23 protein-coding genes and 2 tRNA genes are annotated in these 21,836 nt (G+C 58.3%); 14 read left to right on the top strand and 11 right to left on the bottom strand.

What is annotated here, in order from left to right; translation table 11 throughout:
• Window positions 1–41 precede the first annotated feature (41 nt).
• A complete protein-coding gene (locus L6966_RS07395) occupies window positions 42–1,169 on the bottom strand; it encodes a sensor histidine kinase (protein WP_237233142.1) in 1,128 nt (375 codons plus the stop codon).
• Entirely contained in the window at window positions 1,166–1,888 is a 723-nt protein-coding gene (locus tag L6966_RS07390) for a response regulator transcription factor (protein WP_143539176.1), read from the bottom strand. Before L6966_RS07390 ends, L6966_RS07395 begins: the two co-directional genes overlap by 4 nt.
• 394 nt (window positions 1,889–2,282) lie before the next feature.
• On the opposite strand from L6966_RS07390, the gene L6966_RS07385 reads away from it, so the two are divergent.
• The 3 genes from L6966_RS07385 (at window position 2,283) to L6966_RS07375 (ending at window position 4,617) form a co-directional block, all read left to right on the top strand.
• Complete coding sequence (locus L6966_RS07385; RefSeq protein ID WP_083092130.1) at window positions 2,283–2,858, top strand: CueP family metal-binding protein; 576 nt, start codon at window positions 2,283–2,285, stop codon at window positions 2,856–2,858.
• A gap of 71 nt (window positions 2,859–2,929) precedes the next feature.
• Window positions 2,930–4,417, top strand: coding sequence for a multicopper oxidase family protein (locus tag L6966_RS07380; RefSeq protein WP_237224290.1), 1,488 nt, complete (start codon window positions 2,930–2,932; stop codon window positions 4,415–4,417).
• Between the two features lie 26 nt (window positions 4,418–4,443).
• Window positions 4,444–4,617: a hypothetical protein gene (locus tag L6966_RS07375; protein WP_237224291.1), complete on the top strand. Its 174-nt coding sequence runs from the start codon at window positions 4,444–4,446 to the stop codon at window positions 4,615–4,617.
• Between the two features lie 412 nt (window positions 4,618–5,029).
• On the opposite strand, the gene L6966_RS07370 is transcribed toward L6966_RS07375, so the two are convergent.
• The 4 genes from L6966_RS07370 to L6966_RS07355 all read right to left on the bottom strand — a co-directional run bounded on the left by L6966_RS07370 (window position 5,030) and on the right by L6966_RS07355 (window position 7,478).
• Window positions 5,030–5,647 (bottom strand): class I SAM-dependent methyltransferase, encoded by a 618-nt coding sequence (locus L6966_RS07370; protein WP_237224292.1) that lies wholly within the window; start codon window positions 5,645–5,647, stop codon window positions 5,030–5,032.
• Window positions 5,634–6,290, bottom strand: coding sequence for a hypothetical protein (locus L6966_RS07365; RefSeq protein WP_237224293.1), 657 nt, complete (start codon window positions 6,288–6,290; stop codon window positions 5,634–5,636). The genes L6966_RS07370 and L6966_RS07365 overlap by 14 nt, the downstream gene beginning before the upstream one ends.
• A gap of 267 nt (window positions 6,291–6,557) precedes the next feature.
• A complete protein-coding gene (locus L6966_RS07360; RefSeq protein WP_237224294.1) occupies window positions 6,558–6,836 on the bottom strand; it encodes a hypothetical protein in 279 nt (92 codons plus the stop codon).
• 30 nt (window positions 6,837–6,866) lie between these two features.
• Window positions 6,867–7,478 (bottom strand): phospholipase A2 family protein, encoded by a 612-nt coding sequence (locus tag L6966_RS07355; protein ID WP_237224295.1) that lies wholly within the window; start codon window positions 7,476–7,478, stop codon window positions 6,867–6,869.
• Between the two features lie 585 nt (window positions 7,479–8,063).
• On the opposite strand from L6966_RS07355, the gene L6966_RS07350 reads away from it, so the two are divergent.
• A complete protein-coding gene (locus tag L6966_RS07350) occupies window positions 8,064–8,975 on the top strand; it encodes a 3-hydroxyacyl-CoA dehydrogenase NAD-binding domain-containing protein (RefSeq protein WP_237224296.1) in 912 nt (303 codons plus the stop codon).
• Window positions 8,976–9,069: 94 nt separating this feature from the next.
• On the opposite strand, the gene L6966_RS12325 is transcribed toward L6966_RS07350, so the two are convergent.
• The 3 genes from L6966_RS12325 to L6966_RS07340 form a co-directional block, all read right to left on the bottom strand.
• Entirely contained in the window at window positions 9,070–9,303 is a 234-nt protein-coding gene (locus tag L6966_RS12325; RefSeq protein ID WP_369127124.1) for a rhodanese-like domain-containing protein, read from the bottom strand.
• The gene (locus L6966_RS07345) at window positions 9,245–10,042 is read right to left on the bottom strand and encodes an SDR family oxidoreductase (protein WP_237224297.1); all 798 of its coding nucleotides are present in this window, start codon (window positions 10,040–10,042) and stop codon (window positions 9,245–9,247) included. The genes L6966_RS12325 and L6966_RS07345 overlap by 59 nt, the downstream gene beginning before the upstream one ends.
• A gap of 282 nt (window positions 10,043–10,324) precedes the next feature.
• The gene (locus L6966_RS07340) at window positions 10,325–11,167 is read right to left on the bottom strand and encodes a sulfurtransferase (protein ID WP_237224298.1); all 843 of its coding nucleotides are present in this window, start codon (window positions 11,165–11,167) and stop codon (window positions 10,325–10,327) included.
• 139 nt (window positions 11,168–11,306) lie between these two features.
• Between L6966_RS07340 and L6966_RS07335 the strand changes: the two genes are divergently transcribed.
• The 6 genes from L6966_RS07335 (at window position 11,307) to L6966_RS07310 (ending at window position 16,464) form a co-directional block, all read left to right on the top strand.
• Window positions 11,307–11,813, top strand: coding sequence for an asparaginase domain-containing protein (locus L6966_RS07335; protein WP_237224299.1), 507 nt, complete (start codon window positions 11,307–11,309; stop codon window positions 11,811–11,813).
• 187 nt (window positions 11,814–12,000) lie between these two features.
• On the top strand, window positions 12,001–12,747 hold the full coding sequence (locus L6966_RS07330; RefSeq protein ID WP_237224300.1) for a hypothetical protein: 747 nt from the start codon (window positions 12,001–12,003) through the stop codon (window positions 12,745–12,747).
• Between the two features lie 9 nt (window positions 12,748–12,756).
• Window positions 12,757–14,949: a RecQ family ATP-dependent DNA helicase gene (locus tag L6966_RS07325; protein WP_237233141.1), complete on the top strand. Its 2,193-nt coding sequence runs from the start codon at window positions 12,757–12,759 to the stop codon at window positions 14,947–14,949.
• Window positions 14,950–15,012: 63 nt separating this feature from the next.
• A complete protein-coding gene (gene tadA, locus L6966_RS07320) occupies window positions 15,013–15,498 on the top strand; it encodes a tRNA adenosine(34) deaminase TadA (protein WP_419721887.1) in 486 nt (161 codons plus the stop codon).
• Window positions 15,499–15,590: 92 nt separating this feature from the next.
• A complete protein-coding gene (locus tag L6966_RS07315) occupies window positions 15,591–16,247 on the top strand; it encodes a TetR/AcrR family transcriptional regulator (RefSeq protein ID WP_237233140.1) in 657 nt (218 codons plus the stop codon).
• 126 nt (window positions 16,248–16,373) lie between these two features.
• Window positions 16,374–16,464, top strand: a tRNA-Ser gene (locus tag L6966_RS07310).
• Between the two features lie 658 nt (window positions 16,465–17,122).
• On the opposite strand, the gene L6966_RS07305 is transcribed toward L6966_RS07310, so the two are convergent.
• Window positions 17,123–17,836: a DUF3800 domain-containing protein gene (locus L6966_RS07305; RefSeq protein ID WP_237233139.1), complete on the bottom strand. Its 714-nt coding sequence runs from the start codon at window positions 17,834–17,836 to the stop codon at window positions 17,123–17,125.
• Between the two features lie 182 nt (window positions 17,837–18,018).
• On the opposite strand from L6966_RS07305, the gene upp reads away from it, so the two are divergent.
• The 4 genes from upp to L6966_RS07285 all read left to right on the top strand — a co-directional run bounded on the left by upp (window position 18,019) and on the right by L6966_RS07285 (window position 21,491).
• Window positions 18,019–18,657, top strand: coding sequence for a uracil phosphoribosyltransferase (upp, locus tag L6966_RS07300; protein ID WP_083092118.1), 639 nt, complete (start codon window positions 18,019–18,021; stop codon window positions 18,655–18,657).
• Between the two features lie 428 nt (window positions 18,658–19,085).
• Window positions 19,086–19,859 (top strand): winged helix-turn-helix domain-containing protein, encoded by a 774-nt coding sequence (locus tag L6966_RS07295; protein ID WP_083092117.1) that lies wholly within the window; start codon window positions 19,086–19,088, stop codon window positions 19,857–19,859.
• A gap of 133 nt (window positions 19,860–19,992) precedes the next feature.
• A complete protein-coding gene (locus tag L6966_RS07290) occupies window positions 19,993–20,772 on the top strand; it encodes an alpha/beta fold hydrolase (RefSeq protein ID WP_083092116.1) in 780 nt (259 codons plus the stop codon).
• Between the two features lie 191 nt (window positions 20,773–20,963).
• Entirely contained in the window at window positions 20,964–21,491 is a 528-nt protein-coding gene (locus L6966_RS07285; protein WP_237224304.1) for a SixA phosphatase family protein, read from the top strand.
• Window positions 21,492–21,657: 166 nt separating this feature from the next.
• Here L6966_RS07285 and L6966_RS07280 read toward each other — a convergent pair.
• Window positions 21,658–21,749: transfer RNA gene (locus L6966_RS07280), tRNA-Ser, on the bottom strand.
• Window positions 21,750–21,836: the final 87 nt, after the last annotated feature.

Genomic DNA, 21,836 nt, shown 5'->3' with positions numbered 1-21,836 from the left:
AAGGGGTGGAGGGTACGGCCCTCACGCGGGGCAGGGTACGGTCACCGAGCAGCCTCCTCACTGCCGGGAGGGGACAGCGGGAGGCGGAGGGTAAACACCGCTCCGCGACCGGGTCCGGGGGAGATGGCGGTGAGAGTGCCGCCGTGGGCCTCGATCAATGCCTTGGAGATGGTCAGACCGATACCGGCCCCGCCGTTGTCCCGGCTACGGGCGGCATCCCCCCGGTAGAAGCGTTCGAAGATGTGTCCGAGCTGGCCAGGTGGGATGCCCTCGCCGTCATCGGCGACGTGGATGAGCGCGGTGGATGCCCCCTGTCGGTGGACGCTGATCCGGACCTGCCCGCCGGCCGGGGTGTGCCGTAGCGCGTTCGACAGGAGATTGCTCATCACCTGGCCGAAGCGTTGCCGGTCCACGAGCACCCGGGCGGTGTCCGTAATGGTCTCGACCTGTAAATCGACGCCTTTGTCAGCATAAGCTTCCCCCGCGGCAGCAGCGGCGGTATGGAGCAGATCCCCGAGCCCTTCCTCCGCCAGGTCCAAATCGATCCGGTGTTCCTGGGCCCGGGAGACATCGTCGATGTCTTCCATCAACCGGGTCAGGCGGGCGAGTTGATCAGCCATAATCGTGTGGGTGGCATTATTCCAGTCCACAACCCCGTCCTGGAGGCCATCGAGGTAGACCGTGAGCACCGATAAGGGGGTGCCCATTTCGTGGGCTAGATCAGAGAGCATCTGGCGGCGGACCTGTTCGGTGTGTTCCAGCCGGTCGGCCATGGTGTTGAAGGCATGCGCCAGGGTGGTGACCTCGGGGCCTGCTTCTCCGGCGGGCACGTGGATACGGTAGTTGCCGGCCGTCAGGCTGGTAGCGGCGCGGGTGAGATTCTGCAGGGGGGTGCGCAGGCGACGCGACAACCACAGGCTGGCCAGCAGGGCGCTGATCAAGGCGGTGGGCAGGGCGACGGCCAGGGTGATCAGGCTGGCGTCCCGGTAGGCCTGCTCGGCATGGAGCAGCTCCAGCGAGGGGTCCTCCTGGTCGGTCATCAACATATGATCATGGAACAGGGTCGGGCCCACCATCGTGGCCACGGCCGCAGCCACCAGCAGGCTAATCACCACGACCAACACCTGGGCGGCCAGGAAGCGGAAGGTCAGGCCGGGTCCGTGATTCATGGCTGCCCCACCCGGTAGCCCACGCCACGCACGGTGTCGATAAACCCCCGGCCCCGGGTGTCGGTGCCGAGCTTGCGACGCAAGTTGCCGATGTGGACATCGACGATGCGTTCATCACCGACCCAGGTGGTGTCCCAGACCTCGGTGACCAGGTCGTGGCGGGTCAGCACCTGGCCGGGGCGCAGAGCCAGGGCAACCAGCAGCTCGAACTCCGTGCGGGTGAGCTCCACGGTCGTCTCCCCCACCCGCACCTGATGGGCGACGGGGTCAAGGATGAGGTCACCAACGATCAAGGGGGTGGTCACCTGCGGTGGGGTGGTGCTGGTGCGCGGGCGGCGCAGCACCGCATGCACCCGGGTCACCAGTTCCCGGATGCTAAAAGGTTTGGTGATGTAGTCATCCGCCCCCAGGGTCAAACCGCTGATCTTGTCGTCCTCGCTGCCACGCGCGGTGAGCATGAGGATGTAGCAGTCCGAGAAGGTGCGAATCCGTCGGCACACCTCCAGGCCGTCGAGTTCGGGTAGCCCCAGATCCAGCACCACAACATCGGGGGAAAAGCGACGGGCCTCGTCCACGGCCTGGGTGCCGGTGTGAGCCTGGCGGGTATCGAAGCCGGCCCGGATGAGGTAGGAGGCCACCATCTGAGCCAGGGGTTGTTCATCATCGACGACCAGCACCCGCCCCGGGGGCGTGGCGGTGGTCGGTGTGTAGTCAGCCATAGACCCCAGTATCGCTCCGGCCAGGGGGGAATACCACCCTCGCTCAGTGCCCGGCGGGGAAATCTTCATCAAATCTTCAAACATCACCCTTCGACCGCCGTCACCCCTGTGCCCCACCCCGGGCCGGCGGCATCGCCTCCACTGGTAGGTTCAGCAGGCGCCACCAGGGATTTCACTGCCTGCACCGCATACCCGGGGCGGGTAGAAGGACATCGCCCACGGCTGTGGGGTGGTGACCCAGCCCACCGAATTCACCCCCTTTTCGCCCTGTCATAGTGCTGTGAGCAGGGTTTTTGATTTCTAGTCCGTCAGGCGCCCGTGTTAGACATAAGGTATGGCATCGACCTTGAGACGGTGTCTTCTCACGGTCTTACCACGATCCAAGGAGATTGACGTGAAACGAGCAACGATCGCAGCCGCCGCCCTTGCCCTCGCCCTCACGGGGTGTTCGGCCGCCGACCCGGAACCCACCGCCGACGGGACAGTGTCCCAGGATACATTCCTGACTACCCATGGCCTGGCCGACATGGACGCGGTGGAGATCATTGATCACCTCGACCGGCAGAAGGTCACTGAGCGTCCCACGGATCTGATTGCCTCAGTGCGTGCCGATGAACTGCTGCTCTCGAGCGATGACCAGGAAGTCGTGGTCGATCTTCCCGACAATCAGACGTATGTCTCGATCGCACCCTATCTCACCTCCACCCACGACTGCTTCTACCACAGCCTCACAACCTGCCTGGGGGAGCTCGACAATGAGGATATCCAGGTCACGATCACCGATGAGGCGACCGGTGAGGTGCTGGTGGATGAGGCGACCACCACCTTCGATAATGGGTTTATTGGCTTCTGGCTTCCTGATGATACCACCGGCCTGATTGAGGTCAGCTACCAGGGGCGTACCGGCACCACGGAGTTTTCCACCACCGACGACGGTGCCACCTGTGTCACAGACCTGCGCCTGACGTGATGGCTCAGCAGGGTCCTCACCTGCGCCTATCTCCCGTATCACTGAAATCTTGCACCAAGAAAGGTTAAATCATGACAAACGCGTCTTCCCGACGACAGTTTCTGCTCGGGGGGCTCGTCCTCGCCGGCACCGGGGCCCTGACCGCCTGCACCAGCGCCCCTGGACCCGCTGCCTCGGGATCAGGTCCCTCCCTTCGCCCCACTCCCACCCCCACTGCGCTCGGTGAGCCGACGGTGCGCCGGACACTGACCGCCCGGCCCCTCTCCCTGGATATCGGCGGCATCGAAGCCAAGACGTGGGGGTACGTCTCTGACACCGGGAATGCGGCCATTGAGGCCACCGCCGGCGACGTCCTCCAGGTCGATATCACCAATGAACTGCCTGAGAGCACCTCCATCCACTGGCATGGCATCGCACTCCACAATGCAGCTGACGGTGTGCCCGGCATGACCCAGAACCCCATTGAACCTGGCGAGTCTTTCTCCTATGTCTTTGAAGTCCCCCACGGTGGCACCTACTTCTACCATTCCCACACCGGCCTGCAGCTTGATCGCGGCCTCCACGCCCCACTGATTATCCGTGACCCGCAAGACGCTGAGGACCAGGACGTCGAGTGGACCATCGTGCTCGACGACTGGGTCGATGGCATTCAGGGCACTCCCGACGATGAGCTCGACAAGCTCACCGGAATGGGTTCGGGCGACCATAACGGGGGAATGGGAATGGGAATGGGAGGTCACGACCAGATGATGCACGGCACCCCGGATCAGGTACTTGGCGGGGATGCCGGCGATGTGATGTATCCGCACTACCTCATCAACGGACGTATCCCCCGTGCTCACCGGACCTTCAAGGCTCGCCCGGGCGACAAGGCCCGTCTGCGGTTTATCAACTCCGGCGGTGACACCATCTTCAAGGTGGCCCTCGGTGGTCACCGCATGACCGTCACCCACACCGACGGCTTCCCTGTCCAGCCCTGGGAGACCGAATCGATCTACCTGTCCATGGGCGAGCGTGTCGACGTCGAGGTCATCCTCGGCGACGGTGTCTTCCCGCTCACGGCTTTGGCGGTGGGTAAGGACGACCGCGCCTTCGCTGTCATCCGCACCGCCGGCGGTCAGGCCCCCCGCCCCGATGTCGACTTCCCCGAGTTGTCGTCCACCGGACTGCTTCTGTCCTCCCTGAAGCCAGCAGACCGTGCACTCCTGCCCGAGGGCACACCAGACCGAGAAGTCAGCATCGACCTGGGCGGGCAGATGATGCCGTATGAATGGAGCATTCTCACCGACGGCCAATCCTCCTCCGCGACCGTGCAGGAGGGCCAGCGCCTGCGGATGGTCATGCGCAACAGGACCATGATGCCCCATCCCATGCACATCCACGGCCACACGTGGGCGCTGCCCGGCAGCGGCGGGCTACGCAAGGACACCGTCCTTCTCCGCCCGGGTGAAACCATGATCGCCGACCTGATCGCTGAGAACCCCGGTGAGTGGGCATTTCACTGCCATAACGCCTATCATATGGAAGCCGGGATGGTCAGCTCGCTTCGCTACGAGTAACCCCCACAGCAGGGTTGAGGGCCCAGGTGGGCAGAGTCGCTGCAGACCGCCCACCGGGCAGCACGATGACCTTCCTCGGTGTTGTGGTCTTCCGGGACAACCAGAACACCGTCTTCTTCTCCACCGGGTTACTGATGATCGGCATCCTGGCTGCGGCAGCTGCAGGTCTGATTGTTAGGGTCTTTGTAGGTGTTGTCTAGGCTTCTTTGGATTAGGAAGGTTACTAGGGCTGCCTGGCTGTAGATTGGAACTTTTAATCCGTGGGTCGTGGGTTCGAGCCCCACAGGGCGCACATCGTATAGCCCCGTTGGTTCCCTTTGTTTGCAAGAAACTAGCGGGGTTTTATTTTTCCTGAAGCCATCGTTTGACAAGAATTTGGGGTTATAGGCAGAAAAGCAGGTTCTAAAACATGCTGGGTGTATATCCAGGTGTACAAATTTGCAGAGTGGCCATTTTTATACCGTTTTTCTCTGATTTTCGGTACAAAAGTGGCCACTCGGGGAAACTCGGTGATGAGTAGGTACAAGCTTATTCTTGTCGGGGTTCCTAACGTACAAGTGAGGTCCCCAGGTACAAGATACTACTTGTACCTGGGGACCTCACTTGTACCTTTCACAGACTGGTTTCTGTTTTAGCGGCAACTATTGCGCCATGAGGGCGAACATTCAGATCAGCTCGATGCTCTTGATAAAGGATATGGAACCCTACCTGTTTAAGAATCTCGGTAATAAAACTATCCGGCCAGTACCAGGCTGGGGCAATTGCGTGGTTAAAGGCTTCCAGGGAGCTTCCCCGAAAATATCCAAGCAGAAGGGTACTGCCTTCAGAAAGAGCTGACCAAATACCTTTAAGTTCCTGTAGGAGTTCGTCAGGGGAACAATGTATGAGCGAGTACCAAGCAAGAATGCCGCCGTATTCATTTCCCCTCTCATCTGCAATTGTTCCTACCTCAAACTGCTCATGGGGAAACTTTGCAGAGGCAATTTCAATGAAACGGGGAGTAGGATCAATTCCTTTTACGCTCTTGCCCAACGAAGCGATATAGTTTGTCCAGTGCCCAGGCCCGCACCCAAGGTCAAGTATGCTTCCTGCTACGGAGCTGGACCAAGAACTAATCAGCTTGCGGTCAGGCTCCTTCGTAACTTTGAGATGCCCTAAGACCGTGGAGTACTCTTGCGCCTGCTCAGAGTAGGCAGAGATAGCTTGTGCGTGGCTTTCATGAGTTGGCATCTGGATGCTTCCTTACCCCTTCATTGACGGATGAGTTCTGCTCAATCCATAGAGCAGCACGGTCTGAGATGAGCGATGCTAAGAAATAGATAGAAGTTCGTAAGCTCTGTACGTATGCCACATCTTCCTCGTGGCTTCCCTTGATGACTGGCTCATGGTGGGAAAAACGATTGCGGTTGATATACACAAAGTTGAGATGGCGCTCAAACTCGACTCTGCTAACCTTTCTCGAAAGGCGAGCAACAAACTTTGGCCAGACCGTTGCTTGGTAGTACTTGGAGAACAGGTATCTCCAGAAATCAAAGGGTAGCTCTGCAATGACCCGACCAGCCTCTAGGGGCTTGGTGCCACGTCTCGTAGCGCGTTCTACTGCCTTGTCTACGCTTTTCTTGGCTTGAGTACTCAGCGGTAGAGCAGGGTTTTGAAACCAGTGTTTGCCGTATCTTTCATGGTGGTTGAGGGCTCTATCTACTGCATTCCTCAGGAGAATCTCAAAGTGGCCGATATCAACAAGGAGTTCCTTAGTGATGTGAGCGTTCCACTGGTAGGCCTGTTCAGGGCTCCGGTACATCCTGTATTTATGAAGTCGAGGCTCAGAGAACCATACCTCTAAGTCTATTATTGATACCTGCTTGTCTCCCATGGTTCCTAGTATTACACTGAAGAGTGAAAACCCCGGAACGATCCCTGCTCTTGCACATCGCCGGGGTTACTGTTTTATCAAAGTAACCAGCATGCGCAGTGAATCCTTGTTCAGGTTTCTGGAGGCAACCAAGGCGAAAACTTTTAATCCGTGGGTCGTGGGTTCGAGCCCCACAGGGCGCACATATTACCCCTCACCTGGCAGGGCAGGTGAGGGGCTTTTCTTTACTCTGCTTCTTCACTCTGGGCAGGTCACTTTCAAGGTTGCTTAAGTGATTCCTTGCAAGGATTCAATAAAACCGACTACAAGAAACAGAATAAGGATACTTGTGATACCTAGAAGAAAAACTGCGATAGCGGTTTTATTCATCCGCCCTAGGGCGAATAAGAGGGCAGATAGCAAAAAGAGGCTGGTAATACCAACTACTGTGATGAGAGTTGTCTGTGGCGAATTGGTTCCAATGAAGAAAACCGCAATGTACCAACCTAGCGTAGGAATGAATATTGCTATAGCCAGTTTCTGATAGGTGCCCTCCTGCAATTTCATGACTGACTCCTGGTTAGCTCTCGTAGCTTCTTATGAAAAGGGGTTGCATATCGGATGCATAAAAGCAAGCTTTACGGCAGCTGCCATGGCCCTTTCTTTGCTTCCCATCCTGTGGGAAAAACGGTCGATTTCTGCCTTGAGTTGAGCATCGCAATAGCAACTGAGATAGCCGCGTTGTGCGTAGCACTTGTCATGGCGCATGCAAAGTGTATCAAGTGTATCTACGGGGGTGCCGGGACCACTATGCCCAGGGCCACACCAATTACCCCAAACTGGAATCTTAATACCTTGCGGTTGTGCATAGTGTTCAGAACTGTAAGAGTTGCTTGCGTGAGCTGGTTGCGGTGAGGAATCGTGACTCTGGGCTTGCTGGATGCGATTAAAATTCTGTCCAGCCTCGATAATTTGGTTGTGTTCACCAGCAGCTAGGGCTGCCTCTGTATCGAATGCTACACCTGAACTGGTTGGGACTAAATGTCTTTCGACACCTGAGGTTAACTCACCGAGTTCAAGATTGGTGGTCGACGCTGACTGATCAGCAATAGGTGATGGGAAAGCGAAAGCAACCTGATGAGAGATGGCAACATGGGCAAGCGCTATACAGGTAATAGCGAGTGCTTTGCGTAGCTTCTGAGCAATCATGACTTCTCCAAATAGCTGGGCTACGGTGCCCCTGAAGTATATCTAGATAGCAGCACATTATAGTGATTTGCATCATATATTATTCTTTTGGTCTATGCGCTTGAGCCTGTCGATGGGGGAGTGGGAGACTCAACGGTTCTCGTCTCTGACTCCAGATACTGAGTTTCACGGTAACGAGATGATGAATGGGCACGGGTGGCCCGTGGAAGAGGGTGGGTGCTCGTGCGAAACTTGCTATGTTTCGGAAGATATTCACTGCAATTCATGAGGCTGTAGATTGGAATTTTTAATCCGTGGGTCGTGGGTTCTAGCCCCACAAGGCGCACATAACAGCCCCTCGCTTGGTGAAACAGGTGAGGGGTTTTTATGGGCCAAGTGGGCATATTTTGGGCTTCTGGTGGAGGATGTTACTGCGCTGGAAGGTGTCGCGGGGAGGGCGGGTGTGCCTGTGGGGTCGGTGGCATTCTGTGTTCGATGGTGCCCGACACACTTCTTAATATTTTCCTTGTAAAGTTTCCCTTTTGGGATAAGTGGACGTAGCATTTATTACATCAATGAAATACAACTTCGAAGGAAAAGATGACCATGTCACGCGAATTCAAGACCGTAGCTGTTCTGGGCACCGGCGTCCTGGGCTCACAAATCATCATGCAGGCAGCCTGGCACGGCAAGAAGGTCTTTGCCTACGATGCCTTCCCCGAAGCCCTCGAAAAACTAACCGACCGCTGGACCTGGATCCGTCAGGGCTACGAACAGGACCTTCCCGACTACACCCCCGAAAAGTTCGACGAAGCCATCGCCCGCATCGTCCCCACCAGTGACCTCAAAGAAGCGGTCGGCGACGTTGATATCGTCATCGAGGCTGTGCCTGAAAACCTCGACCTCAAGCGCGAAACCTGGGCTAAGGTAGGGGAGCTGGCTGACGAGCGCACTCTGCTTGCCACCAACACCTCGTCCCTGCTGCCCTCTGACTTTGCAGACGCCAGCGGCCACACCGACCGCTTCCTGGCTATCCACTACGCCAACCGCGTCTGGATCCGCAACACCGCAGAGATTATGGGCACCGCCAAGACCGATGAAGAGAACATCAAGGACGCCATCCGCTACGCCGAAGAAACCGGCATGGTTCCCGTCTACGTCCGCAAGGAACAGCCCGGCTACCTGCTGAACTCCCTGCTCATTCCCTGGCTCGATGCCGGTGCAAAGCTCTACGTCAATGGCGTAGGCACCCCCGAGGAAATCGATAAGGCATGGACTATCGCCACCGGTACCAAGTCCGGCCCCTTCGCCGCCTATGACACTGTGGGCTTCAACGTCGCCTCCCATATTGCCTCAGCGAGTGACGACGAGACCGTGCGCGAGTTCGGTGCCAAGCTCAAGGAAGCTCTCGAAGCTGGCTTCAGCGGTGTTGCCGACCGCAAGGGTTTCTACCTCTACGACGAGGACGGCAACATCACCGGCGCCAACAACTACTGGACCGAAAACTTCGGTCAGTAACCTCAAACCCCTCTCCTCTGCACAAACTGCCCGGGAGGTCCTGACAGAGGACCTCCCGGGCAGCTTTTAGCGCTGGACTCAGTTGACCATGCGGTTAGCGTTCAACCGGACGCAGCCCGGCAGGGTCCTCTGCACCCCACTCAGCCCAGGATCCGTCGTAGACAGCGAGCTCGGTATAGCCAGAAACGTAGGCGGCCAGGGCATCGATGCAGGCAGTGACGCCAGAACCACAGGAGAAAATGAGGGTTTCGGCATCCCCGGCAACGGCGTCAACGGTAGCCTTGACCTCTTCGGGGGCGCGTGCCTTCCGGGGTACCCTTGAGCCAATCGCTCAGACTTACCTCATCGACCAGTCCTTCTTCAGGCACCAAGTCACCACCTGCAATAGCCTTACCCAAATAGGGGAGCTGAAATACAAACCGGGGGTTCAGTCCAGCGATCTCTCCCTTGATACTGAGCCAACTCTCCACCGCGGTCTTAATATCCAGTACTTCGGGGCCTCGAATAGTAATTCTGTTCTGGCCCTCAGAGCGCTCCTCCACCTGGTCTGCAACCAAAGAAGCAACCCGTTCTGCGGCAACAGGGGCTATTCTCATCGACGCTAATAAGCAAATCCCAGCCATAGTCGTTTTGCTGACTATCACAGGAAGAAGCTCAAACCACTGTGCTGATTCAATGATGGTCACCGGAACTGCACCAGCCTGATAGGCCGCTTCCTGAGCGGCCTTTCCGGCATAATAGCCGTAACCCCGCGCTACCGCCTGCTTGTTCACCCCATAAATTGATAGGCAGATTATCCGCCCAACACCTGCCTCCTGCGCGGCAGCTGCTATGCGTGAAGCGGTGCCTTCGAAGAAAGCAAGGGCCTTCTTGGTGCTCAGGGTGTCGATATTGAGGCAGTCAATCACTAGGTCAGCTTGCTCAACTGCTCGTTGTACATGGGCCTCCTGCGTCAAATCGTAGCCAAGCGACCGGCTAACGCGCCTAACGTCGTGGCCTTTCTGCTCCAATTTTTTGCTGACGAGGGAGCCTATTGTTCCGGTAGCTCCAAGAACTGAAATTCTCATACTTACATCCTATAGGGGTTGTAAGAAAAGTGTGCGAGCTGCTCCGGAGAATACTGCGCAGACTCTTGTTTGGTAGGGAAGCGGGCCTTAGAGTGCGCTGGGAGACTTTGAAGCCTATTCAAAAGTTATTCAAAAGTCCCTTCATTGCAGCTCCCCAGGCTCGCGCTTGCTACCGAGCCTGGGTCGCCCGATTACTTTTTGAATAAGACTTCAGTAGATTTGGCACGCGCTGGATGCCCTGGACGCCAGCAGACACAAAGTGGGTGCTGATTTGACTCGCCTCTAGCGCTCGACCGGGCGGACGCCGGTGGCGTCGGGCGCGCCCCATTCGGCCCAGGAGCCGTCATAGACAGCGAGCTCGGTGTAGCCCGAAACATAGGCGGCCAGGGCATCGATACAGGCGGTGACGCCAGAACCACAGGAGAAAATGAGGGTTTCGGCATCCCCCGCCACCGCGTCCACGGCGGCCTTGACCTCTTCGGGGGCGCGGAAGCGTCCTTGCTCATCCAGCAGGGACGTAAAGGGCAGGTTGACTGAACCGGGAATATGCCCGGCGCGCAGGCCCGGGCGGGGCTCAGGCGCAGTGCCGGCAAAACGCTCGGCGCTACGGGCATCAATAACAGCGGCATCTTGACGCTCAGCGAAGGCCTTGGTGGTCAGAGCGTCAACGAAGACCCCGCGATCCTCAGCCACAAAAGAACCGGGGGTAAAGGGGCCCTCATTGAGGGGGAGCTGGCTGAAACCGGCTGCCTCCCAGGCGGGCAAGCCCCCGTCAAGGACGGCCACGTTATCGTGCCCCATGGCCACGAACATAAACCAGCCACGGGCGGCAGAGAACATGCCCTGGCGGTCATAGACCACAATTGCTGAATCTTCACCTATGCCCAGGGCACGCACCTTGGCCTCAAAGTCCTGGGCCTCTAGCATGGTGTGCACGCCCTCGGGCGCGCTGAACTCACCGTCAACATCAAAACGGCGGGCACCGGGAATGCCCGTGCTGGCTCCGGCGAACTCGCCGACCGAAGCGTCCAAAACAATCAGGTTAGGTGCAGCGATATTGGCTGCCAGCCACTGGGCCCCAACAATGGGGAAGCTGAGGGTGATAGCCGCTCCCGAAACGGTCATAGTGTTCTCCTTCGCAAACAGGTTCTCTCATCATGCTAATGCCTCCTCAACCACACCGAACCAAAGCGCCAGGCTAAGGCACCCGCAATCATCGCTCCACTACACTTAAAAGGCCCTTAAAACTCACCCCAAGGAAGCCATGCCCATCAATAACGCAGAAACCGTCACCATCCTGACCACCGGCGGCACCTTTGACAAGGTCTACTCCGTAGCCGGTGAACTCGAAATCGGCGAACCCTCGGTGCCCGAGCTACTCAGCTACGTGCTCACCGACACCGCCTTCGATGTGCGAAGCGTGCTCAAGCTCGACAGCCTCGATATAGTCGACGCCGACCGCGCTACCCTGGTGCAAGCCCTGGACGCTGTAGAGAATGACCGTGTCATCATCACCCACGGTACCGACACCATGCCCGAGACCGCCCGCTACATCGAGGCAAACGCCGAGCTGGGCCACAAGGTTGTGGTACTCACCGGGGCCATGCAGCCCGCGTCCATGCGCAAGTCCGATGCCAGCTTCAACCTGGGTGCAACCGTAGCCGCCCTCAACCTACTTGAACCCGGAGTCTATATCTCCATGAGCGGTCGTATTTTTCCCGCGTCCTCGGTAAAGAAAAACCGCGCTCGCGGCATCTTTGAAGGGGCTTGAATACCGCTCATATCGGGCAGCTAACCCTGGCCTGGGGCGCGATACCCATCTCAGCTCTGGCAGAGATGCTAACGACACACGCGAGAAGTTCACCTATGGGGAGCATAAACTCTGGTTGATTTTGCCGCTGGCCGGTAGGGTTAAAGGGTAGACAGCCCGTACAGCCCCAGAAAGAGGCCTCATCCCCATGACCGAGCCCACTGGCAACTACCAGCAGCCCTCGCCGAACCAGCCACCGGCTTACCCCAACTACAACGCACCCCAGCAGTACGGTGCCCCCCAAGGCCAATACACCAACCAGGAGAGCTATGCTACCTTCGCCCAGGCCTACGGCCAGGGTCTCCCTGCCCACATGGAGGAGCCGGTAGCTCCAAAGCCGCTTAAGACTGCTACCATGATGATGTACATAATCATCGCTCTGGGCTTGTTGGGCTCGGTGCTTCAGATTTTCTACTACGAAGAGATTCAGCGGGGGACCGCCAATGGGCTTCTGTCACTTTTATCAGGGGGTACCTCAGCCGGAGAACAGGCCACGCTGGAATCTGAAATAACTCTGCAAGCTAATCCGCCCGCAACATCTATCGTCTTTGTCATAGGTCTTATCTTTAGCCTTATCTGGTCGGCCCTTCTGGTCATGTTTACGGTGTTTATGGCCAAGGGGCGTAACTGGGCGCGTATCGTGCTGACCATCATCGCAGCCATTCAAATCCTTAGCTTGCTTGGGGTCGTGAGCTTCTTCCTCTACTTCCACTGGACCTTGTTGCTCGACCCCATCGTCGGTGCGCTGTCAATTGTCTTTTTGGTTTTCGCCTGGAAACGCCCGGTTTCCCACTACATGCAGCAGGTCAGAAGCTACCGGCAATGGAAGCTGCAGAGCGCTTACATGGGTACCGCTACAGGCGGCGGGCAGAATCCACAGGGCTACCGAGGCTAGTACAGGTTCGTGGTAGAAAGCCCCGCCCCCCGGTCTTTGCTGACCGAAGCCGCCGAACTGCTACACCGCCTCACGGGCAACCCGACAGCTGACTTTCACCCCGGCCAATACGAGGCCATCGAAGCGCTCGTGAAGCACCGCCGACGGGCGCTGGTCATTCAGCGCACCGGCTGGGGTAAGTCAGCCGTCTACTTTATCTCAGCCCTACTCCTGCGGCGCGCTGGAAGCGGGCCCGCGCTGATTGTTTCACCTCTGCTGGCGCTCATGCGCGACCAGGTGCAGGCAGCCGCCCGGGCAGGCGTAAAGGCAGCCATGGTCAACTCCTCAAACATGACCGAATGGGATTCTATTCGGGCACAACTGGCCGCCGGTGAACTTGACCTGCTCCTGGTCGGCCCGGAACGCTTCAACAATCCGGTCTTTCGCCGCGACTGGATGCCCGAGCTCATGCAAACCTGCGGCCTGCTCGTCATCGACGAGGCCCACTGCATCTCTGACTGGGGCCATGACTTTCGCCCCGACTACCGCCGCATTCGTGACCTGATTGCTGGGTTGACGGCCTCCGTCCCGGTGCTGGCGACCACGGCAACAGCCAACCAGCGTGTGGTGCAGGACGTCGCCGAACAGCTAGGAGCGCACGGAGGCAGGAATGCGGCGCAGGGGGGCGAGGGCGTCTTCATTCTGCGCGGGCCGCTCTCACGCAACTCGCTACGGCTGGGTGTGCTCCACCTGCCTTCAGCCACCGACCGGCTGGGCTGGTTGGCCACCCATCTTAGCTCCCTGCCGGGTTCGGGTATTATCTACACACTTTCTGTCTCGGCGGCGGACGACACCGCTGCCTACTTGCGTGCTGCAGGCTACGAGGTGCTAGCCTACAGCGGCAAAACCGACCCGGACGAACGCCGCGAAGCCGAAATCTCCCTCAAAGAAAACAGGGTGAAAGCTCTGGTCGCTACGAGCGCTCTGGGCATGGGCTTTGACAAACCCGACCTGGGGTTCGTGGTGCACCTGGGGGCACCGCCCAGCGCCGTTGCCTACTATCAGCAGGTGGGCAGAGCCGGGCGCGGCGCTATCAAGGCCGACGTGCTCCTGCTGCCCGGCAATGAAGATCAGGAAATCTGGGAGTACTTTGCCACCGCTTCGATGCCTACCGAAGAAAATACTGGCGCGGTGCTGGCGGCCCTGACCGAGGCAACCGCAGCCGGGCAAGAGCTGAGCGTACCTGCTCTCGAAGCGCGTGTGGATGTGCGCCGCTCCTCCCTGGAATTGCTCCTCAAGGTGCTGGCCGTTGAGGGGGCAGCTGAGCGCGGCTCCCGCGGCTGGGTAGCAACGGGTGCGCCTTGGCATTATGATGCCCCGCGCTACGCCCGCGTGCGCCAGGCCCGTCAACGCGAACAGCAATCCATGCTGGCCTATCAGCAGACCGATACCTGCCGCATGGTCTTTTTAGTTCATGAGCTGGACGACACAACCGCAGCGCCTTGCGGTATCTGTGACGTGTGTGCTGGGCCCTGGTACCCCACCGACTATGACCGCTCGCTGACCGAACGTGCTGGTGCAACCTTGGCGCGCGCCGGGGTACCTGTTGAGCCGCGCGGTATGTGGCCCTCCGGCCTAGGGCAGCTGGTGCCCGGTGCAGCCCATGAGGTTACGGGCAAACCTCTGCGCGGCAAAATAGCTGAAGCGGAACGGGCTGAAGAGGGCCGTGCACTGGCCCGCCTCACTGACCTAGGCTGGGGCAACCGTCTGCGCGAAATCTTTGCCCCCGGCCCAGACGGCAACCCCGTGGACGGCCCCGTCCCTGCTGACCTGGGTCAGGCCAGCCTGGGGGTGCTCCGCGATTGGGGCTGGAAACAGCGCCCCACGGCGGTGATTGGCCTGCCCTCTCCGGTGCGCCCGCAACTAGCCTCAACGCTGGCCCGCGGTATCGCCGCCGCAGGGCAGCTGGTTGACCTGGGAGACTTTGAGATGGTGGGTGCTCCCGCTCATTTTGGCGGTAACAGTGTTTTTCGCTGCGCCGGCGTGTTGAGTGCCTATCGCCTGCCTGTGTCAGCGGCAGACTACCTGGCAGCCAGCCCCGGGCCTGTTCTGCTGGTCACCGATAGAATAGACTCACGCTGGTCAACCACCGTCACTGCCCGCGCCCTGCGCGCAGCAGGTGCTACCGGCGTCCTGCCCTACGCACTTGCCGTAACCCACTAGCTGGCTCCGTTCAAGGAGTCAGCTGTGAGTGACCTGACTCATCACACTCTCGACGAAAGAACCATGCCCCGCCCAGCCTTCACCAACCGCCCCCGAAACTCAGCCCATGAGGCCCTCATGTATCAGGCCATAGACCAGGCTAAACTGGCCCTGATTCATGCCGATGTACCCATCGGGGCGATTGTGGTAGATGCCAGCGGGCAGGTGATTGGGCGGGGGCATAACCGGCGCGAAGTTGACGCAGACCCCACCGCCCACGCGGAGGTGCTGGCCATCCGCCAGGCCGCAGAGCACCTGGGAACCTGGCGGCTTGACGGTTGCACCCTGGTGGTCACGCTCGAACCCTGTCTTATGTGTGCCGGGGCGATTTTGCTGGCCCGCCTACCCACAGTCATCATGGGTGCATGGGAGGAAAAGACAGGGGCTTCAGGGAGCGTCTATGATGTGTTGCGTGACCGCAAGGTCAACCACTGGGTTGAGGTCTATCCTGGGGTGCTTGAAGCTGACTGTGCGCAGCTCCTGACCGATTTCTTTAGTGGGCACCGCTAGGGGCGACACTCTTTCAGCCCCGGGTGCTGGCCCGTAAAATCATGTATCTTTGAAAAAGTAATATGATTTTTTCAAATAAATAGGGGGTAGGGGTGGTTGATCGCCAGGCTGACGCTGTTGTTTACGCTCACCAGACTCCGGTGGTTGGTGCATCCACTCGCCGCCCCGGGCGCACCAACAAAACTCAGCTCAAGCTCTTTGAAGCTGCTATGGAGATTATGAGTGAGGGCGGCCCCACCGCCACTACCGTTGAAGATATTGCTGAACGGGCAGGTGTTTCAAAGGGCACGGTCTACTACAACTTCGGGTCCAAGAGGACCATGATTGATCAGTTGCTTCAGTACGGTGCCAAGCTACTACTGGCAGAGATGACTTTAGCCAGTATCAAGGACGACCCTCGTGAGGCACTACGCGCTGCGCTTTTGGCCGCTGTCGTCTACCTGAGTGCTCACCCAGGTTTCGCTCGCCTTTGGGTGTCCGAACTCTGGCGGGCTGAGGCTGAATGGTCCCCGACGACCGACATGATTCGCGCTGATATCATGAGGTTTCTGCGCGATTTGATTGATGGGCTTTCCCGCCGCTACGAGGTGCACCCTGACCGCTCAGCTGAGGGGGTGGCGCTGATGATTTTCGGCGCTGTTTTCATGCTGTCTATGGACGAGACCCGCCACGGTGCCGAACGTACCCCTGACGAGGCTGCCGAACTGGTCATGCTGACCATAGACGGGTACATTGTGGGTTCCTGCTGACCGTGGAGTGGATGGCTGCGGGTGCCATGCCTGCGTTTGTGCAGGTCCCTGGCGTGCCAGGGCACTTACCGGTAATCAGCTTTGATTTGAGGCGTTGAAGTAACTAGGGTAAAATTTCTGGGGTTTGGTGACGTGTCCGAGCGGCCGAAGGTGCAACACTCGAAATGTTGTGTACGGTAACCCCGTACCGAGGGTTCAAATCCCTCCGTCACCGCCACAGATAAAAACCCGTTTACCCTAGTAAGAGCTAGGTGAGACGGGTTTTTTCGTGCCCGAAAAAGGCCCCGCCACGTAAATACCACGTAAATTTGTTGAGCAACGTACCGGCGCGGGTGGCTAGTTTGCGTGGCTGCTGCTGACTCCCAGATGTGAGCCTTGATAGAGGCTAGAGCGTCTAGGGCGGTGCGGGCAGCTGCGGCGCGGTAGGCAGGGTGGGCGCTAGCGGTGTAGCTGTTCAGGGCGTGGGCGAGTTGGGTTAGTTCGGTGTCGGTGAGAGCTGGGGCCGGTGGGGTTTGGTGTTGGCTGGTGGTGCTCATGGTTCCCAGATTAACAGGGGGCAGCAAGAGGGGCGCAGACGGTGGGGGCTAGGTGGCTCTACTGGTCGGCAAGGATAGCGTTTACCCCGGCCAGCTCTTCAAGGACTTTCTCTAAGGCGGCGTTAAATTCCGGGTCTGTGCTGCTGGTGGGTGTGGTGTCCATACGGTTCCCCTCTGCGGTGCTGGTGCTTGGTGTCAGTCTAACCCCGGGGGCGCTGGTGGCGTGTCTGCGAGCGCTTGATTAACCTGTGCGGGTTCTGTATCGTTGCAGTTACAACGGGCTGGTTACCAGAACGTTGCCAGCATAGGCCCCCGCTTTTGGGGGCCTATTTATTTGCCCTAGGGTTCCCACGTCCAAGCATGAACGGTCATATCTTTGAGTAGGGCTTGCAGCTGCTCACGGGCTTTCTGCGCTTTGGGGTGACCTTCATAGGGCACCGCTTGAAAACGCCTGTAGAGGTAAACGCCTATGTCTATTGCTTGAAGCCCTGGCGCTAGGCGTGAGTCGAGGAACTGGATATGCGGCGCTAGGTGTTCCAGATGGCTGGGCCTGTACCCGCCCGTTGAGTGCTGCTGATAACCCGCGAATTGGGCTTGCAGCTCAGTTTTGGTGTCTACTACATCGGCATAGAGCAAGACGGGTTCTCTTTGCCCTGTTCGTTTTGCGTGCTCATTGACGCGTTCTAGGGCGTGTTGAAGCGCTAGAGCGTGGGGCGGGTCTGGGTATTTGTAACGTGCGTTTAGGCGGTTTACGTCTATGCCCCGGAAGATAAATTTAACGTTCTCTTCATGCAGGATAGTTAGAACCTGTTTGATGATGTAGTTAGCTTCCCTGTGCTTTCCTCTGAGAGGTTTCCATTTACCGGCCCCGCCTAGTATTTCGTGGGCGTGCAGTTCGGCGTTGGCGGGCAGGTTGTGGTATTCGATTTGGCTGTCTAGGAACTGGATTAGTCTTTGGTCTACTCGTTCCCAGCTATGTTCTTCTGCTACCGCGCACCCGAGGAAAAAGAGTTCTTGGGTGTAGGACTCGTCAATGTAGGTAACTAGGGGCATGGGATAAGACTAGTGTTAAAGTGTGGCGAGTTTGGGCGGGGGGTGTGGCTGGGTGCTGGTGGTGTTTGCTGCTGGCTGAGTGGATTCGGGTTCATGATTCTAGCCTTCCCCGAAAACTACGAGGATGTAACGATGGTAGATGCCTGAGATACTTACTTTCCCTCAGCTGATAGCTTTTAACTATGCGTATTAAAGTTCTGAACCACCCCCTAGTGGATCACAAAATCACTGTTCTGCGAGATAAAGATACCCCCTCACCGGTTTTCCGCCAGCTTGTTGATGAGCTGGTGACCCTGCTGGCCTACGAGGCAACTCGCGAAATCCGTGTGGAGCCCCACAGCGTGGAGACTCCCGTGGCGCAAACTACGGGTTCACGCATTGCCAGCCCCCGCCCACTCATCGTCCCTATTTTGCGTGCTGGGCTGGGCATGCTAGAGGGGATGACCCGCCTTATCCCCACAGCCGAAGTCGGTTTCTTGGGCATGGCCCGCAACGAAGAAACCCTTGACATTGTCACCTATGCCGAGCGTCTGCCTGAGGATCTGACCGGCCGCCAGGTTTATGTGCTTGACCCCATGCTGGCCACCGGCGGCACCCTTATTGAAGCCATCAAATTCCTGCGTGCCCGAGGCGCTGACCGTATTACCTGCATCTGTGTGCTGGGCGCACCTGAAGGGATGGCCGCCCTAGAGAGCGGAGTGGAGGGCATGGACGGTATCGACCTCTTCCTAGCCGCTCAAGACGAGCGTCTTAACGAGAAGGCCTATATTGTTCCAGGCCTGGGCGATGCTGGTGACCGCCTTTACGGTGTAGCTGAGTAGCGTTCAGCTGTGACTGTGGGCGCGGTAGATCCAGGGGGCGGGGCAGCTGCCATCGCGTAGCTGAGAAAAGAGGCTTACAGTATTGCATGATGAGATTGAGGGGAAGTTGGGTATTGACAAGTGCCCTGTGGGCCTATCTAGCTACCCACCCTGCTATGCAGGTGAAAATATGCAGAAAACAGAAACTCTAGCCTTGCCGTTTGGGTATATGAGTGTAAAAGTATTCTAAAGACCGCAAGAGTTCTCACCTCTTTAAGTCTTGCGAGAGGTGTAAACTCGGATTGGTTGAAAAAATACGCGATTGTTACTTGCTTTAACAACAAATTGCGACAACGATTAAAAGTAGACAGCAGAGCCGCACTCACATCGGTTGTGTAGTCTTGCGGAACCACACACTCATGTAGCCAAATCAGGGAGAAGGTAGACAAATGTCAGGTGCACCGGGATACGTTCACATCTCGCAGCGCAACCGTTCTGCCGCTCAGCGCCAACCCGGCGTTGCGGGTCATGGTCGTGGTATTGCAAAGCAGCAACCCGCAAATCTTCGCCCTATGACGTATAAGCCAGAACCGCAGCGAGCAGCTGCCCCAGAAAACGAAGCCCGAGGTTTCGTTATCTACGTAGGTCTCAGCGAAGAGGCTGCGACCCAGCAAGGCACCTCTTTGGTGCGCATTGTTCAAGATACCCGTGCCTATGTGCAGAACCTCGTCAGCGGCGCCGAATCGTATGCGGCAGTCGCTTTGGCCCCCTCAGATGCGCAGGGTAGTGACCTCGAAGTGGTACGCAACGCACTAGGGGATCCTACCGCGGTGCATTACCAGCCCGAGGCCAGCGCCCCGTCGCACCATACGGTCTCGGAGGAGTCCAAGCCCAGTCACTCTGTGGGTGTGCTGATTGACCTTTCACGCCGAGAGGTTTACCTTGACGGCGAGATGCTCAATCTGACCTATAAGGAGTTTGAGCTACTCAACTACCTGGTGGAGAACGGCCAGCGCACGGTTGCTCGCGAGGAGCTGTTGACCAGTCTCTGGCGAGATGCCGAAGAGGTTCCCAACGAGCGAACCATTGACGTACATATTCGCCGTCTGCGTTCTAAGCTGGGCCGCCTATCGAATACCGTGCGCACGGTGCGTGGCCAGGGTTACCGCTTCTACGAGCACCCCGAAGTCGTTGTCTGGGCCGCTCCCGAATATTCCATCTAGGATTAGGCGACCCCCAACCGTGCCGACGCCCTGCCCTGCCTCACCGAGGTGGTGCAGGGCGTCCTTGTGTTGAGCCGCCCGCCCAGAACACTGGGTGTCGGGGCGAGGAGAGCACGGTAGTAGAGTAGAGGGCATGACGTCACCCGCTCTCAAAACATCAATCGTTGGTTCTGGCCCCCGCAAAACCGTGTTTTTGCACGGCCTGCTGGGCAGGGGCAAAAATTTTACCCGCATCGCTAAGGGACTGGGGGACGTAGCGCAGACCCTGCTCGTTGATTTACCCAACCACGGGGGGAGCTACTGGACCGAGACGTTTGACTACCGAGCGATGGCTGATATAGCCGCTGAGACTGTCACAGAATATGCCGCCGGCGAGCGGGTGGCGGTCATAGGCCACTCTATGGGCGGCAAGATTGCCATGCTACTGGCGCTTCGGCACCCACATCTCGTGAGTAAGCTGGTGGTGCTCGATATCGCCCCGGGGGAGTCTAAAGGAAGCTTTGAGGTGCTCATGGACTCCATGCTGGCCCTGCCTCTTGGCGACTATTCCACACGCTCGCAGGCTGATGCCGACCTAGCCGTCAACGTGCCAGAGACGGGCACCCGGGCCTTCCTGTTACAGAACCTGAGTCTGTCAAAGACGGGGAACAGCTGGGAACCCAACCTGGCTATGCTACGGGCCCACCTGCCCGAAATTATGGGCTGGCCCGGTGCAGAGGGGAGCTTTGACGAACCTGTGCTCTGGGTGGCAGGTGGCAAATCACCCTACATTACCGAGGCCGATATCGAGCCTATGCGACGGCTCTTCCCACGTATGCGCCGTGTGGTGATGAAGGGCGCTGGCCATTGGGTTCATGCAGAGAAGCCGGACGAGACGGTGTATCTGCTCAGGGGGTTTTTGAGCGCTGACTAGTTCGCCTTGCCTGCTCGGTCATCTAGGGAGAAGCCACATGAACCTCGGTGTGAACCCGGCTGGTTCATGAGCCTGCCAGGTGAAACCACCGGTGAGGCTCAGTTAGGGTCTGTACCTGAGAGCGCCCCGGTGTGGAGGTCGATTCTGGGGAGAACAGGACGACCGGGCAAGAGACACGTAGGATGGAAGATATGACCGACTTTGTTTTGCCTCGCCACGATGCCCGCACCTTGATTATCATGCGTCACGCTGAGGCTGACTGGGGCCTAGACGATTTCAACCGCCCCTTGACCCGCCGCGGGCACGAGCAGGCGCAACGAGCTGGCAGCTGGCTTCTGCAGCAGGGCTTTGTGCCAGAAATGGTGGTGTGTTCATCGGCGCTACGCACCAGGCAGACCACTACCTGGGTCTCAGAGGCACTGGGTGAAAAAGCTCCCACTGCCAGCCTCGATGAACGACTGTACAACGCCCCTTCTTCGCAACTGTTGACCACCATCAACCGCACCCCGGCGAGTGTGCAGTCCTTCATGGTTGTCGCGCATCTGCCCGGTGTGCAGGACGCCGCCCTGCGACTCGCCAGCCCTACTTCAGATTATGAGGCACTCATGGACGCCTCATATGGTTACGCTCCTTCATCACTGGCCGTCTTCGAGGTGCCCGAAGACTGGGAGAGGCTGGTGGAAGGCGAGGCGCGCCTCACCCATTTCGCAACCTTCTAGGAACCATTCTCGTCAGAGACCTACGTCCTTAGCTTTTCTGTCCCCACTTTTTCTGGCTACGGGGGAGCGGCCCTGGTGACGTCGGCAGCTGGCAAAAAGACATCCCCTGAACATGAAAAGCCCCATGGAAACTGGCTTCTGCTCGGTTCCACGGGGCTTTCGGTGCTGGCGGAGACGGGGGGATTTGAACCCCCGGTCGAGTTTAACCCCGACCCTTCATTAGCAGTGAAGTCCATTCGGCCGCTCTGGCACGTCTCCATCGCTGGTGGAGCTGGCTCGTCAACCTGGCCTAGCAACACAGCTCCACTAATACTAGCGGCAAATAAAGCGCTGGTCAAAAGACGA

The organism is Rothia nasisuis, from assembly GCF_928381405.1.
Lineage (GTDB): Bacteria > Actinomycetota > Actinomycetes > Actinomycetales > Micrococcaceae > Rothia > Rothia nasisuis.
The sequence above is the reverse complement of the archived record's forward strand: the minus strand, read 5'-3'. Positions and strand labels throughout refer to the sequence as shown.

What these genes read in the sequence shown, in the direction of transcription:
- L6966_RS07285 (WP_237224304.1), top strand. Translation starts at nt 20,964, where the DNA reads ATGACCGACTTTGTTTTGCCTCGCCACGATGCCCGCACCTTGATTATC.
- L6966_RS07395 (WP_237233142.1), bottom strand. Translation starts at nt 1,169, where the DNA reads ATGAATCACGGACCCGGCCTGACCTTCCGCTTCCTGGCCGCCCAGGTG.
- L6966_RS07380 (WP_237224290.1), top strand. Translation starts at nt 2,930, where the DNA reads ATGACAAACGCGTCTTCCCGACGACAGTTTCTGCTCGGGGGGCTCGTC.
- L6966_RS07355 (WP_237224295.1), bottom strand. Translation starts at nt 7,478, where the DNA reads ATGATTGCTCAGAAGCTACGCAAAGCACTCGCTATTACCTGTATAGCG.
- L6966_RS07360 (WP_237224294.1), bottom strand. Translation starts at nt 6,836, where the DNA reads ATGAAATTGCAGGAGGGCACCTATCAGAAACTGGCTATAGCAATATTC.
- L6966_RS07345 (WP_237224297.1), bottom strand. Translation starts at nt 10,042, where the DNA reads ATGAGAATTTCAGTTCTTGGAGCTACCGGAACAATAGGCTCCCTCGTC.
- L6966_RS07365 (WP_237224293.1), bottom strand. Translation starts at nt 6,290, where the DNA reads ATGGGAGACAAGCAGGTATCAATAATAGACTTAGAGGTATGGTTCTCT.
- L6966_RS07390 (WP_143539176.1), bottom strand. Translation starts at nt 1,888, where the DNA reads ATGGCTGACTACACACCGACCACCGCCACGCCCCCGGGGCGGGTGCTG.
- upp (WP_083092118.1), top strand. Translation starts at nt 18,019, where the DNA reads ATGCGTATTAAAGTTCTGAACCACCCCCTAGTGGATCACAAAATCACT.
- L6966_RS07295 (WP_083092117.1), top strand. Translation starts at nt 19,086, where the DNA reads ATGTCAGGTGCACCGGGATACGTTCACATCTCGCAGCGCAACCGTTCT.
- tadA (WP_419721887.1), top strand. Translation starts at nt 15,013, where the DNA reads ATGCCCCGCCCAGCCTTCACCAACCGCCCCCGAAACTCAGCCCATGAG.
- L6966_RS07290 (WP_083092116.1), top strand. Translation starts at nt 19,993, where the DNA reads ATGACGTCACCCGCTCTCAAAACATCAATCGTTGGTTCTGGCCCCCGC.
- L6966_RS07330 (WP_237224300.1), top strand. Translation starts at nt 12,001, where the DNA reads ATGACCGAGCCCACTGGCAACTACCAGCAGCCCTCGCCGAACCAGCCA.
- L6966_RS07340 (WP_237224298.1), bottom strand. Translation starts at nt 11,167, where the DNA reads ATGACCGTTTCGGGAGCGGCTATCACCCTCAGCTTCCCCATTGTTGGG.
- L6966_RS07370 (WP_237224292.1), bottom strand. Translation starts at nt 5,647, where the DNA reads ATGCCAACTCATGAAAGCCACGCACAAGCTATCTCTGCCTACTCTGAG.
- L6966_RS07350 (WP_237224296.1), top strand. Translation starts at nt 8,064, where the DNA reads ATGTCACGCGAATTCAAGACCGTAGCTGTTCTGGGCACCGGCGTCCTG.
- L6966_RS07335 (WP_237224299.1), top strand. Translation starts at nt 11,307, where the DNA reads ATGCCCATCAATAACGCAGAAACCGTCACCATCCTGACCACCGGCGGC.
- L6966_RS07305 (WP_237233139.1), bottom strand. Translation starts at nt 17,836, where the DNA reads ATGCCCCTAGTTACCTACATTGACGAGTCCTACACCCAAGAACTCTTT.